The following is a 16,182-nucleotide window of genomic DNA, read 5'->3' as shown; positions in this document are numbered from 1 at the left end:
CCGCCTATTATTGAAATGCTATGCTTTCTTGATCCAGAACTTTAATTCACCATCTTCTTCCGTGTGTTTTAACACTTCATGACCGCCTGTTTGTGACCATGCTGGAATATCTTTAATCGCACCTTTATCTGTTACGTGTACTTCTAACACTTCTCCTGATTGTAATGCTTCCATTGCCTTCTTTGTTTTTACAATGGGCATTGGACACGCTAATCCTTTTACATCTAATACTTGCTTGGCATTCATCTCATATACCTCCTGTTTTTATCATTAAGCCTTCTTAATCCAGAACTTTAATTCGCCTTTTTCTTCTGTATGCTTTAACACTTCATGACCGCCTGTTTGTGACCATGCTGGAATATCTTTAATCGCACCTTTATCTGTTACGTGTACTTCTAACACTTCTCCTGATTGTAATGCTTCCATTGCCTTCTTTGTTTTTACAATGGGCATTGGACACGCTAATCCTTTTACATCTAATACTTGCTTGGCATTCATTTCATATACCTCCTGTGTTTATTTCATTTGAAACCGAATTAATTATGAACAGCACAACGGTTTGGACCAATCTCCATTTCACGCTCTTCGTCTTCATTTGGATTTAATTGTCCCATATTTGTTTGACGAATTTCTTGATATGCATTCGGTTGAGGTGGTAAATTCTCTGTTACAACTTTACGGAACTCTCCCTCATCCTCAATATTTAAACCTGCATTATGCTCAAATAAATCTTTTAATTTTGCACTAACAATACCACTTTCGTCCATTTCACTTATTTTTGAATAATGAGCCGGTAACACAATTAAACTTTGAGATAGTTCTTTATATCGGCTATACAAAGTATTACGTAAATCACTTACCCAATCTTCAGCTTTCCCAGCAAGATCTGGACGCCCGATTGAATCTACAAATAAAATATCGCCTGATAATAAATAGGAATCATCTACAATAAATGACGTACTTCCAATCGTATGCCCTGGTGAGTATAATGCGTCAATTTCAATTTTAGTACCCCCCACCGTAATAACAGATCCTTCAACAAGCGGTTCGTATGAGAAAACAACTTCCTCCGCATCTTTTGGCGGTAACCAATACGTACCACCTACTTTTTCCGCTAACTTACGTCCTCCAGAAATATGGTCTGCATGTAAATGTGTATCCATTACATTCGTAATCGTAACAGCATGCTCTTTCGCAAATTCTTCATACGCTTCAACTGTTCTTACTGCATCAATAACTGCTGCTTCACCGTTTGAAACGACCATATAAGATAAACAGCCTTTTCCAAGACGGTTAAACTGATACATACTTCCGCCATTTTTTAAATCTCCAACTTTTACAGGCTTTACATATTCACTCCATGCCTTCATACCACCAGCTAAATAATAAATATTTTCTAATCCAGCCTCTGTTAATTGCTCTGCCACAAATATAGAAGACCCTTCTTTTGCGCATACTACTAAAACATCTTTATCTTTAGGTAATTCACTTACAATATGATCTACACCATCTAACAAATCAAAATACGGTTTATTTATAGATGAGATTTGTTTCCCTTCAATTTTCCAATCTTCATAATCCGTCTCATTACGAACATCTAAAATAAACAACTCTCCGAATAAAACTTTCTCTGCAACATCTTTTGCTTGTAATGATTTAACACTCATCTTTTTACCCCCTATGGTATATTTACATTTAAAAAAATTTAATTCTTTATATTCCCTTGCCACTCTAACATACCTGGAATGACATTTTTCACATTTTCATAACCTTTCTCTTTCAACATATGGCAAGCTACATCACTACGGTTACCAGTTCGGCAAACAACATAAATTTGCTTCGTCTGATCTAAAACTGCACTGTCTAACTCTCCTAACGGCACCGAAATGGCCGATGGAATATGACCAAAAGCGAATTCCGCTGCTTCTCGAACATCTAATACTATACACTCTTCATCGCTTAATAATATCTCTTCCAACTCCGTATTCGTAATTGTATGAGGATACTTTGCTACTTCGTTCACTTCATGCTCATGTGCTTTCCTAATGTAATGCATCAAAACATCGCCCTCTTGTTTCGTCCCGATATATTGATGCCCTACTTTATTTGCCCAGCTTTGTATATCTACTGTAGATCCTTTATCTGTTGCCTTAATTTCAATCACTTGTCCTGATGCCAATCCTTCTATCGCCTTCTTCGTTTTCACAATCGGCATCGGACAAGCTAACCCTTTACAATCTAAACTCATATCCACTTTTATACTCATAGTCGATTCCTCCATAACTTATATACATATACCTGTAGGGGTATATTAAAATGTTTTTGAAAATCTGTCAACACTTACGTTTGACAGATTATCGGCTTTTTACAAGTAATTGAACAGCTTCTTTAATTAACTCTTCATTTGAACCATTACCACTTTCAAACTGTTCACGCAAGCATTGCTCTAAATTCGTTCCAACAACAAGTCCAATTGTACGATCAAGTGCAGAACGAGATGCCGTTAACTGTGTAATAACCTCTCGGCAATCTTTTCCTTCTTCCATCATACGAAGCACACCACGAACTTGCCCTTCAATACGTTTCAATCTATTTTTCATATCTTGATTATATTCCATTGTATAATCACCTCATTACCATTATGTCACCATTTATAGCTTATGACAATATATTATACCCTGTAGGGTATTTTGTAAACCCCTATTTTAAACTTTTACCTTATACATTCACAAAACACAAAGCGAAACCTTCATCTATAGGCTTTCATCTTCCACCAAATTTTGAAGTGGAAGATGAAAAAATATCAATATACAATACGTTCTGGTAATACTGTTCCATACAATTTAAAACCACCATCTACATTCTTTACCTTATATCCTTTTTCCATTAACATGCGTGCTGCAACATACCCTCTCATACCAAGTTGACAAGTAATATATATTTCTTTATCTACCGGCACCTCATCCAAACGATCACGTAATTCATCTAACGGAATATTAATAGAGCCTTTAATCATTCCTTGTTTTAATTCATTAGGCTCTCGAACATCAATAAGATATCCACCATTTTCAACAATACGATCTATTTCATGCCATTGTACTGTGTCCACAAAACCATCTACTATATTACTTGCTGCATACCCTACCATGTTTACAGGGTCTTTTGCAGAAGAATATGGCGGGGCATATGATAATTCTAAATCTGGCAAATCAAGTACAGTTAAATTTGCTTTTATTGCCGTTGCGATAACATCCATACGCTTATCTACACCGTCACGTCCTAGAGCCTGTGCTCCGTAAATTTTCCCACTATCTTTATTAAAAATTAATTTTATTAGCACTGGCGTAGCATTCGGGTAGTATCCCGCATGCGAATTTGCCTGTACATGCACTACCTCATAGGGTATATTTAATCGTTTTAATATTTTCTCATTTACTCCCGTCGAAGCAACCGTTAAATCAAAAACTTTAGCTACAGAAGTTCCGAGTGTACCTTTATATACAGAATCTGTATTACCATGAATAATATCTGCTAACATACGACCTTGACGATTAGCTGGCCACGCTAAAGGAATCATCGTTTCTGTTTCAGTAACAAAATCTTTTACTTCAATCGCATCACCAATTGCATATATATGTGGGTCCGACGTTTGAAATTTCTCATTTACTTTTATCGTCCCTCTAACTCCTAATGCTAATCCTGCATCCTTCGCTAAACTACTCTCTGATTGTACACCAATTGCTAAAATAATCATATCTGTCTCTATAATTGAGCCACTTTTTAAACGTACAACAGTCCCATTCTCTTCTAACGCATCTACACCATCTTCAAAAACGAGCTCAACATCGTGTTTTTGAAGATGCTCATGCACATATGCCGCCATTTCATAATCGATTGGTGGCATCACTTGATTTGCCATCTCTACAAGAGTAACATCAATTCCACGTTCTCTTAAATTTTCAACCATCTCCACACCAATAAATCCGCCACCAATAACCGTCGCATGACGTGGTTTCTGCTCATCAACGTATGCTTTAATACGATCTGTATCAGGTACATTCCGTAACGTAAACAACGCCTTCGCTTCTTCAATACCCGGGATAGATGGAACAATTGGTTTCGCCCCTGGTGAAAGAATTAAAATATCATATTCCTCGCTATATGTTTCATTTGTCGTTACATTCTTTATCGTAATTGTTTTCTCTTCTTTATTAATCTGTACTACTTCACTCAATACACGTATATCTAAATTAAAACGCTTCGACATTCTTTCAACAGTTTGTACTAATAATTTTTGTCTTTCTGTAATGACACCGCCAATATAATATGGCAATCCACAGTTTGCGAATGAAATGTATTCACCGCGTTCAACCATAATAATTTCATCTTCCTCACTTAAACGACGAAGCCTTGCAGCTACTGATGCGCCGCCAGCAACTCCGCCTACTACAACTATTTTTCTGGACATATTTTAAACCTCCATAGTATTTAATTTTCTCAACCCCCACATAAAACCTATACCTGTATGGGTATATAATAAATTATAAAAAAGTTAATTTCAATCAATATGGCTTTCTTTCACAAATTTGAAACAAATAAAGTGAAACTTTATTCAGCCCTCACCAATCGGGCTTTTACGGACAGTTGATCCCCCACCTAACTTCTTTGCTTCCGCTGAATTTTGAGGTGGTGGTCTTACTGCCCGGCAAATAGCGAGATAAAAAAGAACTTAGACCTTTCCAAGTTCTTTTGCGTGTAGTTCTATAACTTTCTGTAAGATTACACCAATGTATAAATACACGTTTTTAATAACTGAAATACACCTGTATTTAAATTTTCAAAATCAATAGCTTCTTCACATAAGGCTAGATCCATTCCACGTAAAATTCTTTAATGCCACAACCTGAGAAAACGGATCCCAACGGATTCGTTTTCTACAATGATATGTTTATTTTTTTCGTTTCATCTCTGTCATTAATCATAACCATCTGCGCCTTATTATTTGGCAAAAATACGATATATTTTCCCGTTCTCACATTCCTCCAAATAACTTTTCCTTCTTCGTCTGTTTTCCCTATTGAGACCCCAATTTCTCTACTGGGCTGAGGTGATTCGTCTTTCATAAGTATAATTTCAAAATCTTTTATTGGCTCTTTCTCTTTATTTTTTACATGAAAAATTACAAAATTAACAACCTTACTAAACTTCTTTTCTTTATTTGCTATAGAACTAGACATTATAATGATGACCAATACACAACATAAAATCCATAAAAGCTTATTATATTTATTCAGACCATTTTTTAAGATTATTAAACACATTGTCTGTTATTCGATTTCCGAAAAGGCTCCGACTCTTCCCCATCATGTTTACACCCTTCAAATGAGGGTGAAACATGATCTTCTCCCCTTCGATCATTACTATACAAAGATTGTTCTTGAAAAAGTACACGTTCTCCCTCATTTGAAACTGATATCCACGGTACATCTTCTGCATACACCTTCTGATTCACCAAAAATACTGTACAAAAAAAGATAAAAAGAACACCAAAACTATAAAGAGCCAACCTACATCTTATAGAAATAAAGCTATCCAACATAACTTACCTCCTATACAAATGATAGCGAACAATTGAAGATCCCTTTATAAATTCTAGTTTTTCTTTTTTCAGAAGTCAATGTAATTAATAATGATAATCATTATTAATTACATTGACTTAACAAAATCACACAATTAGTCATATTCTTTACTCTGCGTTCAAAAATCTGTCGCATTAAAGGTTCACTTTATTACATAAACCCGTAACCTTCTTCACAATCAGATCCGCAGTATTTTCCTCCGGTGGCATCAATAAATTTGTAACCGGCCCATACACAACAGGACTTAATTCCACTTCATAACCACCATATGAAATTTCTTCCTTTGTCGGCAAGTAACCAATATATCCGTTCATATATCCACCAAAGAAAGCCAATTCATTTTGAAGATTCTCTTTCACTTCTAATGCCGTTTCCGAAAAAGGTTCCATCGGTATACCTGAAAACATACCATCATTCACTTGAAACAGTTGCACTTCTAAATCAATAGTTAAATGCCGAATACCTTGCTTATATTTCTCTAAAACGATAGTAAGCCATTCATCCGTATTCACGCCCCACTGCTTCTCAGCTAACCAAGCCATGCTTCGTATCTCATCAATTTCAGGGATATTCTTCAACTTCATTTGCACCATACTCGAAATCGTTCTTACATTTACAATTGGGCTATATGTAACTGTCGGTAACATCGTTAATACATGTCCACTAAGCGTGTAAGCCATTTGTGTTAATGCTTCCTTAGAACCTCGATACTTCGCATTCACATTACCAGCAGCACCTTGCACAATCATAACAGGACAGTTTACGATCTTCTCAAGAATCTCTCTTGTCATCCCCGGATAGTCCGCTGATAATGCATCGCTATCACCTTTTAAAACATTCGGATGGGCCGTACAAAATACTATAATCCCAGATAACGCCTTCGTTTCAGCATCTTTTATTGCTAATATACCAATTCGTTTATCTACAACACCCTCTATATTTGTTCCCATCTTCGCTCTTCCATCAGATGTTCTCTCTCTTCGGTTTACTCCAATATCACCTGTCGTAACACCCCAGCCAACTTCACATCGCTTCAAGTTGTTATTCGCAGTAACAGCACCTTGCACCACATTATTTACTAAAATCGTTTTATACGACCTTACTAAAGGTTGCTCACCAACAGTTTCTGGACCAGAATGTGTATGTGTATAAACAACTGTTATTCGCTCAAATGGAACATGAAGCCTACTTGCTACTCGCTCACGAATCATATTCGTATCTTCTACTAACATTCCAATATTATCAATACTTATAAACACAGTTTTCATTTCATCTTTTTCAAATACAAAAACCGTCCCATAAATACGCTCTTCAACATTATTTATTCCTATCTCTCTATGGTATCCAACAAAATCAATGCCAACAGGCGGCGTAATATCCACCTTGCATACCCCTATTTTGCTCATTTGAATCGCTCCATTTCTCTATGTAACTCCCTTTTTTCAAGAATAGCATATTTGACTTTGTTCCAAATAAAAAAAGAACGAACATAGCATTCTATGTCCGTTCTTTCCATCACACATACTTCCGATGCACCATCTTCCCATCATAAGAAAACACAACACCCTTACTCTCCACAATCGACTCCATATGCACTGTTCTTCCCCACAGCTGATGAAGATATGGTAATACCTTTTCTAAGTATTTTAAATCGAGCTCGATTCCTTCGTAACTATGCTTAATATACAATTCTCCGTTCTTTAAGTAGTCTCCGTCTTCTACTACTAAGTACGGGAAGCCGCCATTTGTACGCATATTTACGAGTTGATCACGTACATGTTCCCACTCTTTATCTATTACTTTATATTCTTTTCCTTGGCGCTGGAATAAGTACATATCTTCTCGCATAACAAGATCTTTATTTAAATAGTTTCTTAGGAACGATACATCCCATTCGATTTCGCGTACTTCAAAGATTTTGTCTCGACCAGATCCTGGTTTGACGCCGCGTCGTTTCATTTCTTCTGTCGGGTTGTTGTAACGTTCTTCAATATCTTCAAACATTTTAATACCGAGGTAGTATGGATTAATACTTGTTTTTGATGGCTGAACGACGCCCGCATTTAATTTTGCAAATTCGATTGCTTCATCAGATGTTAAGTCCATTTCGCGAAGTATGCGTTGATGCCAGAAGGATGCCCAGCCTTCGTTCATAATTTTCGTTTCAAGCTGCGGCCAGAAATATAGCATTTCTTCGCGCATCATCGTTAATATGTCTCGCTGCCAATCTTCTAGCTCACGGCTATATTCTTCAATAAAGAGGAGTAAGTCTTTCTCTGGTTGTGGTGGGATTTTCTTCTTTTTACGTACATTGGAGCGTTCCTGCTTTTTATTTCGATTATCTAAATTCCACAAATCATCGTATTGCGATGCCTTTTTCTTTTCTACTTCTTCCTCTTCTAAATCATCAATACTCCACGCAAGTTTTGGACGCATAAGCGACGGATCAATATGCTCTTGAATGGCAAGTACGGCATCTAAAAATGTTTCTACTTCTTCTTTTCCGTACTTATGCTCATATGCTTTCACCCGTTCAGCTGTTGCTGACATACTTTCTACCATATCTCGCTTCGTATTTGAAAAACGAATATTATTTTTAAAGAAATCACAGTGCGCTAACACGTGCGCTACAATTAATTTATTTTGAATTAACGAGTTCGTATCTAATAAAAAGGCATAACATGGATCAGAGTTAATAACGAGTTCGTATATTTTACTAAGACCTAAATCGTATTGTAATTTCATTCTGAAAAACTGTTTTCCAAAACTCCAATGTGAAAACCGCGTCGGCATCCCATATGCACCAAATGTATAAATAATTTCCGCTGGACATATTTCATAACGCATCGGATAAAAATCAAGCCCAAATCCAGTCGCAATTTCCGTAATTTCCGCAATTGCATATTGCAGTGCTTTATCGTCACTTGCTCTCATTATTTTCCCTCCTTACACTTTCCCTTAAGAAAGTGTATGATTGAGAACAAGCTTTCATGAGGATTGATTGCATAATAAAAAGACACCCTCATAAAAACGAGAATGTCTCATCTATTAACCTTCAATAATCTCCATCTTCTCCGTAATCGGTGTACGAGCTTTTCCTTCTGGTGCTTTATCGAAATAGCCAAGGTGAAGAATTCCAACGATGCGTTGACCTCTAGTTAAACCAAGTCCTTCTATAAATAATGGATTGTAGTTTAATCCACCTGATTTCCAAACACAACCTAAACCGCGTTCCCAAGCAAGAAGTTGGAAGTTTTGCATAAATGCACATGTTGCAGCGTAATCTTCGTCACGTTGAATTTGACGTGGATCTTCATTTATGTAAACAACAATTTGTGCTGGCGTGCTTAAGAAACGATCCGATAAAATTTTACCCCGTTTCGCTCTTTCTTCTTCTGTGAAAGAGTTTAATACTGCGTCCACTAATTTCTGACGACCTTCTCCAATGTATAATTTACAATTCCATGGTTCACGATGTTTATGATTCGGTGCCCACGTTGCGTCGTTTAATAGTTCAATTAATAACTCTTTGTCTACTGCTTTATCTGTAAATGTACGAACAGAACGTCTTTCTTTAATCACATTTGCGATGGAAGTATATGTAGTCATATTTTTCTCTCCCTTATTTTTATCTATATGTATACGTTTATTATTGATATTGATTTTCAATTTCGATTATACCTTAGTTTTTTACTATTAATCAATGTTTTATGTTGGAAAACTCCCAAAAACTTCATTTAATCCTGTGAATAAAAAAACTTCATTTGTTCACAAGTATTTCACATTTTATGGAAATGATATGTGTACAGTTTTCCACATTATCTATCTAGGAGGAGTTTATATGTACAAAAAAATCGCAGTAAGTATGTCTATGGCAACATTATTATTCGGTGCAACCGTCTTCCCTACTTTCGCTGCTACGCCAAAAGAAGTAACATTGCATCATCATAAGCCAATTTCAGAAGAAGAAATGCAATCACTCGAAAAACTCGGCTATAACAAACATGAAATTTGGAAAGCTGCCCACATTGCAAAAATGAGTAAAAAAGAAATTAAGGACGTTTTAGCTTACTATAAGCAAAATAATTCTTGGGAGAAAACAGCAGAGCATTTCGGGGTAGACCCAAGTAAGTTGAAAAAGCATCATATGAATAAAGAAACAAAAAAAGCACTACTGCAACAATTAGCAAATATGCAAAAATCTACACCAGACGGGCTAAAACAAAAAATGAAAGAATATAATATCGGATTACGTCAGCTCACGGTATTAACAATCATCTCTCAAAAAAGTAATACTCCCCTTGATGATGTACTAAAAATGAAAAAAGACGGAATGGATATGAAACAAATTGCAGAAAAATTAAATGTAAAAAAAGAAGATATACGAGCAGAAATGATTAAATTAGTGAAGTCTATTAAGGAAAAGAAAACAAATTAATATGCCAAAAAGGAAGAGTTTTTCAATACTCTTCCTTTTCTTTATGAACTTTCAATTTTTAAGTATAAATTCCCGTCTTTCCCAAAAACTAACACAAGGAAATGATATATGTTAGGGGTGAGAAAATGTTCGGTTTATCATCTAAGAAATCCAAAAATACTAATCCAAAAACACTTTGTTCTATTCCAGAATTTATACAAAGCATGACAGAATCTAGCGATTTTGTCTCTTATAACGTACTTGAAAATGAAACATTATGTTTGTTTTATTATAAATCTGTCGTGGAAGCACTTATTATTAAACAATTTATTTTAACTCCTCTAAAAAAGGAATCGGATCGAATTCAAAACATCTCTGATTTATGTAATATCGTCTCTATTGAAGATATTATTACCTCCCCTTCTATTGATGATATTCGTGAGAAATTATTAGGGGGATATATTTTATTACGCTTAAAAAACAATTCGAATCCCGATCAATATGCTTTAATTCGTGCCGAAAGTACTGTTTTAGGAATACGATTAAATAACGATACAGAAAATGAATATAGCGTAATCGGGCCTAAAATCGGTTTCGTTGAAAACCTTGATACAAATATACACTTATTACGCCGAAATATTGTAACAGAGCAACTCATATTTAAAGAAATGACCGTCGGAACTATGTCAAAAACGAAAGTAGCAGTTGCTTATATAGAAGGCGTTACAAATGAACAATTTATCAACACCGCCATACAACGGCTAGAAGACATTGACTTTGATGTCCCATTTGACGCAACTATGATTGAGCAATTTATTAGTGATAATAGCAATTCACCGTTTCCTGTTTTATTGCCTACAGAACGATTAGATCGAGCTGTATATGCATTGGTTAACGGACAAGTTTTAATTTTAACAGATGGCTCTCCATATGCTTTATCAGGACCGACAACGTTACTAGATTTTTTCATTTCTCCAGAAGATTATTATTTACCGTGGATGATTGGATCGTTCTTTCGCATTATTCGTTTTTTCGGAGCTATATTTTCTCTTTTTTCATCCGCTATTTATACAGCGGCTTTAACGTATCACTATCAAATGATTCCTGCTGATTTACTAGGACCTATTATTTTCTCAAGAGCGAACGTACCTTTCCCACCTATTTTAGAAGCACTCTTTTTAGAAATTACAATCGAATTGCTTCGTGAAGCAGGAGCACGTTTACCTACGAAAGTAGGACAAACAATTGGTATTGTTGGCGGGATTGTAATTGGGCAAGCATCTGTTGAAGCTGCTTTAACAAGTACAATTTTATTAATTGCAGTTGCTTTATCCGCTCTTGCATCTTTCACAACACCGACTGTAAAGATGTCTTCTACTATCCGGTTGTTACGCTTTCCACTTATTCTTTTAGCCGGCGCATTTGGTGGATTAGGTCTTATTGTCGGGTTTGTATTTATTTTAGCTCATTTAATTAAATTAAAATCACTTGGATCACCTTATTTATTACCTTTATATCCATTTCGTGGTTTAGGTACAGCAGAAGGTTTTCTTCGACTACCATTTAGTCAAACAGCACAAAGGCCTTCCTTCCTTAGACCCACATCAAAATGGCGCTATAACCCGAACAAAGTGAAGCAAAAACGTGATGGTGATAATCAATGAAAAAACTTTTCTTGTTCCTTATTATAATCTTTTTTGTTCTACAAACTGGTTGTACACAAACGTATATAGTGGATACACAGCGTATTATTCATATTGCTGGATTTGACATCACAAAAAATAAACAATTCCAAGGAACTATCTTATTCCCAGAATACACACATGGTGTAAAGTCTAAGCCAGAGACGCAATCAACATCTGCTCGTTCACTTGAAACAATCGCTTCACGATTGAACGCTAAATCTCCTCACAATGTTGTTGTAGGTCAAATGCGTGTCGTCCTATTTGGAAAGGCTCTAGGAGAACGCGGAATGGGAGAAATTATTACTAACTTACAACGTGATCCAAATATCGGACGTGACGTTCAACTAGCAATTGTAGATGGAACGGCCGAAGAGCTTTTAAATTACGGAAAAAAAAATGGTTCGTTATATATCGCTGATTTACTCGAGCAAAATATAAGAAATGAGAACATTCCACAAACTGAATTAAACGTCTTTTTATATAATTACTACTCTTCTGTATGTGATGCCTATGTTCCTTATATAAAAATGGGTGATAATCATTCCGTCGCTGTTAAAGGGCTTGCTTTTTTAAGAGGCGATAAAGTCGTCATGTATACGGATAAAAGACATTCTGTTTTAGCAAAATTACTAATTAATCCTACAAAAAATGGGCGTTACGAAGCAGCAATAAAAAAGAATAAAAATAAAGGTATAGTGGTCATACAAAACTTAGCTGGGAAAAATAAATATGATATAGATCAAACTGGCGACATACCAAAAGTAAAAATCCATTTAAAATTAAATGGTTTAATTAAAAACTCTCCTAATTGGATTGATTTAAGAAAAGAAACAAATATCAACTATATAAAGAAACAAATTGAACGAAATGTTGAAAAAGACTGTGAAGATTTAATAAAACAATTTCAAAAAAAGGAAATTGATCCTTTAGGCATACGCGATGAAATTAGAAGTCATACGAGAAAATGGAATATAAAACAAATTCGAAATATGTATAAAAACGTAGCCGTAGATATAAATTTAGATCTTAATATTGTACAATCTGGAATCGGGGAATAGTGAGGTGAAATAAGCAATGAATACAATGAATAAAGCAAAGACAGTCTCTCCATACTTTGCCTTTATATTATTACATTCGCTTCAAATTGGAATAGGAGTTCTTGGGTATCAGCGTGTAATTTTAAAAAACGCTGGTTATGATGCCTGGATTTCTCTTATTATTGCGGGGATTACAACCCATATTGTGCTGTTTTGTATGTTAAAAATGTTAGAAAAAGACGGAGATTTAATTAGCATTCATACAACAACTTTTGGAAAATGGATTGGTTCTATATTTTCCGTGATTTTCACTCTTTATTGCTTATTATTTTGCCTTACTGTTCTTCGTACATATATGGAAGTGATACAAGTTTGGATTTTCCCTACCATTAAATTATGGAAACTAACCTTTATGTTTTTATTAGTGACTTGCTATATTATAAAGGGTGGATTTCGCTCTGTAACCGGAATATGTTTTTGGGGAGTCGTTCTTCCTATTTTCGTTGTATTCTTTTTAATTTATCCAATGAAATACGCTCATTTCCGTAATATTTTACCTATTTTTACACATTCACCTTTTGACATGCTTATATCTGCAAAGCAATCTGCATTAGAGTTTCTCGGCTTTGAAACAATCCTTATCTTCTATCCATTTATTGAAAAAGGTAAGTCTTTAAAAAGATGGGCTCATGCAGGAATTTTTTTTAGCACTTTGATTTATGTAGTTTTAGCTATTGTATCTTTTATGTATTATAGTGAAGGACAATTAAATCATACTATTTGGCCTACTTTAACGATGTTAAAAATAATTAAAGTTCCTTTCATTCAACGGTTTGAATATATTATTATTTTTGTTTGGTTTCTGATTATTTTGCCAAACCTTTGTTTAACTATTTGGTCATCATGCCAAACGATGAAGCGTTCATTTCATATTTCATTTAAATTTACATTACCGTTTTTTATTTTCATCGTTTTTACAGCTTCTTTATTTTTTAAAAACCGTGAAAGTATCAACACATTAAATACAGTACTATCTCAAGCTGGTTTATATATTGTATACGCTTATATCCCAATTTTATTTCTATTCCATTCAGTTCGATGGCATTTCAAAAATCGGTCAAAAAAATCTTCACCCGACACACCGTAATCTCTGATACAATTTGATTAATACATTTGTAAAGGGGACAAGCGAATGAAAAAGTATGTATTTTCTTTACTTGCAGTACTGAGTTTAATTCTTGCTGGATGCGGAAGTACTAGTACAAATGACCAAAAATCTTCTGAATCAAAAAAAGAAGAACATGACCACGCATCGCACACTCAGCAAGCTGACATTCAAGAGAAAACAAAAGGAGTCGACACACTCCCTACCTTCCTAGACAAGCTTGATCCACAAATGAAAGATATCTACACTGTCGCTGGACAAAATGCAGAGCTATTAGATTGGATTCCATGTTACTGCGGTTGCGGTGAAAGTGTAGGACATAAAAATAATAAAAATTGCTTTATTCGTGAAATTAAAAAAAATGGTGAAGTTGTTTGGGATTCCCATGCAACAACTTGCGTCAATTGCCTAGAAATTGCAGTTGAATCTGCTTCGATGAAACAAAAAGGAAAATCAACGCTTGAAATTCGTAACTATATCGACAATAAATACAAAGAAGGATACGGAAAACCAACACCTACGCCAATGCCAAAAGCTTAAAAAACGAGGAAACACCTCGTTTTTTTTCATTCACTTTTTTTCTTAACAAATTCTTTCAAGTGTATTTCTCCTTACTTATCACACACTATATATAACTCTCGGTAAGGAGGGTACACAGTGCAAACATATAACGACTATGATAAAGCTCTCTATTACACGTATTGCTGTAATTGGGATAAATTACTCGTTCTTATGGTTCAAACGAACGATCAATTATTTTCTAAGCGTATTGAGCATTTTTTACACGCTTATCAATACAGTAAAGAACTGCCAGAAGTTGATAAACAATTGCAGCTCCTATTTCAATATATTGACCACGCATCCCAAAAGTCACATATAGAAGAAGTAGAGCAAATTCAAATGTAAAATATAGCGCTATCCTCTTCTGGAGGATAGCGCTTTTTTAAAATGTTCATATCAATAAAAGTTTCCCCTTATAAAACTTTTATTGATAAACATATTTTTTCTTTCTTTTCTGTACCACTTCATACTATAATTTAGTATGTAACTATTATAAGAGAGGTATAAAATATGGAACGAGAAAAAAAGCAAGAATATGCTTTATTTACCGCGTGGGGAGCTTCTTTTATTGCGACACTAGGAAGTCTGTACTTTTCCGAAATCATGAAATTTGAACCTTGTGTCCTTTGTTGGTATCAACGTATTTTCATGTATCCATTCGTTTTATGGCTCGGTATCGCTGTAGTAAAAAAAGATTATCGCATCGCAAGTTATTCTTTACCGATCGCAAGTATTGGTGCTTGTATTTCTTTATATCACTATGCAATTCAAAAAGTCGCAGCATTTTCAGCTGCAGGGGCAGCTTGCGGCCGTGTACCATGTACGGGAGAATACATAAACTGGTTCGGCTTTGTGACAATCCCGTTTTTAGCACTTATCGGCTTTATTACAATCGCTGTTTGTAGCTTTATTGTCATCAAAAACAAATAAGGAGATGAAAGAATGAAAAAAATGCTTATATTTGGCGGTATTATTATCGTCTTATTTGCGGCAATCTTTGCTGTAACACAAATGGAAAAGAAAAGCGCATCAACAGATGAAAAAGGTTACTACTCAAATAAAATTTCTCTTGAGGATCTCAATAAAAATATAGAAGATAAAAAAGAACAAACGATTTACTTTTATCAAACCTCTTGTGTTCATTGTCAAAAGGTCTCTCCTACTGTTGTACCTTTAGCAAAAGATTTAAATGTTGATATGAAAGTAATTGATATTGAAAATTTAAACGAGCCTTGGGATAAATACAATATCCAAGGAACACCAACAATTATTCATTTTAAAGATGGTAAAGAAGTAAGCCGTATTAGCGGCGAACAATCAAAAGAAAAGTTCAAAGAATGGTTTGAACAAACGAAAAAATAACGAGAAAAGGAAACTCCTTCTACACATGAAATGGACGTAAAATTCCAAACTAATGTATAAGGAGGGGGTTTTATGCCAGAAGTAAAATGTTCTGTTTCCAATTGCTCATTTTGGGGACAAGGTAACTTTTGTCAAGCAAGTGCAATCATTGTTCAACCAGATGCTGAAGAAACGGGTTCGAATACAAATGATTCGTATACAAGCGCAGTTTTAACAAACGAGACGCTAGAAAGTTCTGTAACAACAAGTGTAGAGACTTGTTGTCATACATTTAAGCCAAAATATTAAACATAAAAAGCATACGACTAATCGTATG

The 16,182-nt window shown here is 35.0% G+C and carries 19 protein-coding genes and 1 pseudogene; 9 read left to right on the top strand and 11 right to left on the bottom strand.

Annotated features, from left to right (window positions below):
* Positions 1 to 18: 18 nt before the first annotated feature.
* The 11 genes and pseudogenes from NLJ82_RS04230 to NLJ82_RS04180 form a co-directional block, all read right to left on the bottom strand.
* On the bottom strand, positions 19 to 246 hold the full coding sequence (locus tag NLJ82_RS04230) for a sulfurtransferase TusA family protein (protein WP_000992269.1): 228 nt from the start codon (positions 244 to 246) through the stop codon (positions 19 to 21).
* A 24-nt stretch (positions 247 to 270) separates the two neighbouring features.
* Entirely contained in the window at positions 271 to 498 is a 228-nt protein-coding gene (locus NLJ82_RS04225; protein ID WP_000992270.1) for a sulfurtransferase TusA family protein, read from the bottom strand.
* Between the two features lie 38 nt (positions 499 to 536).
* Positions 537 to 1,667, bottom strand: a complete 1,131-nt coding sequence (locus NLJ82_RS04220; protein WP_000114199.1) for an MBL fold metallo-hydrolase — start codon at positions 1,665 to 1,667, stop codon at positions 537 to 539.
* Between the two features lie 38 nt (positions 1,668 to 1,705).
* Positions 1,706 to 2,266, bottom strand: a complete 561-nt coding sequence (locus NLJ82_RS04215; protein ID WP_000023963.1) for a sulfurtransferase TusA family protein — start codon at positions 2,264 to 2,266, stop codon at positions 1,706 to 1,708.
* Positions 2,267 to 2,354: 88 nt separating this feature from the next.
* The gene (locus NLJ82_RS04210; protein ID WP_000456206.1) at positions 2,355 to 2,618 is read right to left on the bottom strand and encodes a metal-sensitive transcriptional regulator; all 264 of its coding nucleotides are present in this window, start codon (positions 2,616 to 2,618) and stop codon (positions 2,355 to 2,357) included.
* Positions 2,619 to 2,803: 185 nt separating this feature from the next.
* Entirely contained in the window at positions 2,804 to 4,468 is a 1,665-nt protein-coding gene (gene cdr / locus NLJ82_RS04205; protein WP_000087602.1) for a CoA-disulfide reductase, read from the bottom strand.
* 466 nt (positions 4,469 to 4,934) lie between these two features.
* On the bottom strand, positions 4,935 to 5,321 hold the full coding sequence (locus NLJ82_RS04200; protein WP_000335657.1) for a DUF2606 family protein: 387 nt from the start codon (positions 5,319 to 5,321) through the stop codon (positions 4,935 to 4,937).
* 32 nt (positions 5,322 to 5,353) lie between these two features.
* Positions 5,354 to 5,599: pseudogene (locus tag NLJ82_RS04195) on the bottom strand (glutamyl endopeptidase); the annotation flags it as partial.
* Between the two features lie 174 nt (positions 5,600 to 5,773).
* Positions 5,774 to 7,045, bottom strand: a complete 1,272-nt coding sequence (locus NLJ82_RS04190; RefSeq protein ID WP_012644211.1) for a neutral/alkaline non-lysosomal ceramidase N-terminal domain-containing protein — start codon at positions 7,043 to 7,045, stop codon at positions 5,774 to 5,776.
* Between the two features lie 109 nt (positions 7,046 to 7,154).
* On the bottom strand, positions 7,155 to 8,573 hold the full coding sequence (spoVR, locus tag NLJ82_RS04185) for a stage V sporulation protein SpoVR (RefSeq protein WP_001202710.1): 1,419 nt from the start codon (positions 8,571 to 8,573) through the stop codon (positions 7,155 to 7,157).
* 114 nt (positions 8,574 to 8,687) lie between these two features.
* Complete coding sequence (locus NLJ82_RS04180) at positions 8,688 to 9,248, bottom strand: nitroreductase family protein (RefSeq protein WP_000214810.1); 561 nt, start codon at positions 9,246 to 9,248, stop codon at positions 8,688 to 8,690.
* 232 nt (positions 9,249 to 9,480) lie between these two features.
* Between NLJ82_RS04180 and NLJ82_RS04175 the strand changes: the two genes are divergently transcribed.
* The 9 genes from NLJ82_RS04175 (at position 9,481) to NLJ82_RS04135 (ending at position 16,154) form a co-directional block, all read left to right on the top strand.
* A complete protein-coding gene (locus NLJ82_RS04175) occupies positions 9,481 to 10,077 on the top strand; it encodes a hypothetical protein (protein WP_000276977.1) in 597 nt (198 codons plus the stop codon).
* A 125-nt stretch (positions 10,078 to 10,202) separates the two neighbouring features.
* Entirely contained in the window at positions 10,203 to 11,720 is a 1,518-nt protein-coding gene (locus NLJ82_RS04170) for a spore germination protein (protein WP_000467501.1), read from the top strand.
* Complete coding sequence (locus tag NLJ82_RS04165) at positions 11,717 to 12,799, top strand: Ger(x)C family spore germination protein (RefSeq protein WP_000732619.1); 1,083 nt, start codon at positions 11,717 to 11,719, stop codon at positions 12,797 to 12,799. The genes NLJ82_RS04170 and NLJ82_RS04165 overlap by 4 nt, the downstream gene beginning before the upstream one ends.
* 16 nt (positions 12,800 to 12,815) lie before the next feature.
* A complete protein-coding gene (locus NLJ82_RS04160; RefSeq protein ID WP_001095025.1) occupies positions 12,816 to 13,925 on the top strand; it encodes a GerAB/ArcD/ProY family transporter in 1,110 nt (369 codons plus the stop codon).
* A 45-nt stretch (positions 13,926 to 13,970) separates the two neighbouring features.
* Positions 13,971 to 14,483: a PCYCGC domain-containing protein gene (locus tag NLJ82_RS04155; protein WP_000761036.1), complete on the top strand. Its 513-nt coding sequence runs from the start codon at positions 13,971 to 13,973 to the stop codon at positions 14,481 to 14,483.
* 117 nt (positions 14,484 to 14,600) lie between these two features.
* The gene (locus tag NLJ82_RS04150) at positions 14,601 to 14,849 is read left to right on the top strand and encodes a YhdB family protein (protein ID WP_001195458.1); all 249 of its coding nucleotides are present in this window, start codon (positions 14,601 to 14,603) and stop codon (positions 14,847 to 14,849) included.
* Positions 14,850 to 15,014: 165 nt separating this feature from the next.
* Positions 15,015 to 15,434: a disulfide formation protein C gene (locus NLJ82_RS04145; protein ID WP_000439084.1), complete on the top strand. Its 420-nt coding sequence runs from the start codon at positions 15,015 to 15,017 to the stop codon at positions 15,432 to 15,434.
* A 12-nt stretch (positions 15,435 to 15,446) separates the two neighbouring features.
* Positions 15,447 to 15,866 (top strand): thioredoxin family protein, encoded by a 420-nt coding sequence (locus NLJ82_RS04140; protein WP_000738463.1) that lies wholly within the window; start codon positions 15,447 to 15,449, stop codon positions 15,864 to 15,866.
* Positions 15,867 to 15,938: 72 nt separating this feature from the next.
* Complete coding sequence (locus NLJ82_RS04135) at positions 15,939 to 16,154, top strand: DUF1540 domain-containing protein (protein WP_001115394.1); 216 nt, start codon at positions 15,939 to 15,941, stop codon at positions 16,152 to 16,154.
* Positions 16,155 to 16,182: the final 28 nt, after the last annotated feature.

The sequence above is a fragment of the Bacillus paranthracis genome, assembly GCF_024296885.1.
GTDB classification, from domain to species: domain Bacteria; phylum Bacillota; class Bacilli; order Bacillales; family Bacillaceae_G; genus Bacillus_A; species Bacillus_A paranthracis.
This window is presented reverse-complemented; position numbering and strand designations above follow the sequence as displayed.

What these genes read in the sequence shown, in the direction of transcription:
- NLJ82_RS04210 (WP_000456206.1), bottom strand. Translation starts at nt 2,618, where the DNA reads ATGGAATATAATCAAGATATGAAAAATAGATTGAAACGTATTGAAGGG.
- cdr (WP_000087602.1), bottom strand. Translation starts at nt 4,468, where the DNA reads ATGTCCAGAAAAATAGTTGTAGTAGGCGGAGTTGCTGGCGGCGCATCA.
- NLJ82_RS04225 (WP_000992270.1), bottom strand. Translation starts at nt 498, where the DNA reads ATGAATGCCAAGCAAGTATTAGATGTAAAAGGATTAGCGTGTCCAATG.
- NLJ82_RS04220 (WP_000114199.1), bottom strand. Translation starts at nt 1,667, where the DNA reads ATGAGTGTTAAATCATTACAAGCAAAAGATGTTGCAGAGAAAGTTTTA.
- NLJ82_RS04135 (WP_001115394.1), top strand. Translation starts at nt 15,939, where the DNA reads ATGCCAGAAGTAAAATGTTCTGTTTCCAATTGCTCATTTTGGGGACAA.
- spoVR (WP_001202710.1), bottom strand. Translation starts at nt 8,573, where the DNA reads ATGAGAGCAAGTGACGATAAAGCACTGCAATATGCAATTGCGGAAATT.
- NLJ82_RS04230 (WP_000992269.1), bottom strand. Translation starts at nt 246, where the DNA reads ATGAATGCCAAGCAAGTATTAGATGTAAAAGGATTAGCGTGTCCAATG.
- NLJ82_RS04155 (WP_000761036.1), top strand. Translation starts at nt 13,971, where the DNA reads ATGAAAAAGTATGTATTTTCTTTACTTGCAGTACTGAGTTTAATTCTT.
- NLJ82_RS04215 (WP_000023963.1), bottom strand. Translation starts at nt 2,266, where the DNA reads ATGAGTATAAAAGTGGATATGAGTTTAGATTGTAAAGGGTTAGCTTGT.
- NLJ82_RS04180 (WP_000214810.1), bottom strand. Translation starts at nt 9,248, where the DNA reads ATGACTACATATACTTCCATCGCAAATGTGATTAAAGAAAGACGTTCT.
- NLJ82_RS04145 (WP_000439084.1), top strand. Translation starts at nt 15,015, where the DNA reads ATGGAACGAGAAAAAAAGCAAGAATATGCTTTATTTACCGCGTGGGGA.
- NLJ82_RS04190 (WP_012644211.1), bottom strand. Translation starts at nt 7,045, where the DNA reads ATGAGCAAAATAGGGGTATGCAAGGTGGATATTACGCCGCCTGTTGGC.
- NLJ82_RS04175 (WP_000276977.1), top strand. Translation starts at nt 9,481, where the DNA reads ATGTACAAAAAAATCGCAGTAAGTATGTCTATGGCAACATTATTATTC.
- NLJ82_RS04165 (WP_000732619.1), top strand. Translation starts at nt 11,717, where the DNA reads ATGAAAAAACTTTTCTTGTTCCTTATTATAATCTTTTTTGTTCTACAA.
- NLJ82_RS04200 (WP_000335657.1), bottom strand. Translation starts at nt 5,321, where the DNA reads ATGTGTTTAATAATCTTAAAAAATGGTCTGAATAAATATAATAAGCTT.
- NLJ82_RS04170 (WP_000467501.1), top strand. Translation starts at nt 10,203, where the DNA reads ATGTTCGGTTTATCATCTAAGAAATCCAAAAATACTAATCCAAAAACA.
- NLJ82_RS04160 (WP_001095025.1), top strand. Translation starts at nt 12,816, where the DNA reads ATGAATACAATGAATAAAGCAAAGACAGTCTCTCCATACTTTGCCTTT.
- NLJ82_RS04140 (WP_000738463.1), top strand. Translation starts at nt 15,447, where the DNA reads ATGAAAAAAATGCTTATATTTGGCGGTATTATTATCGTCTTATTTGCG.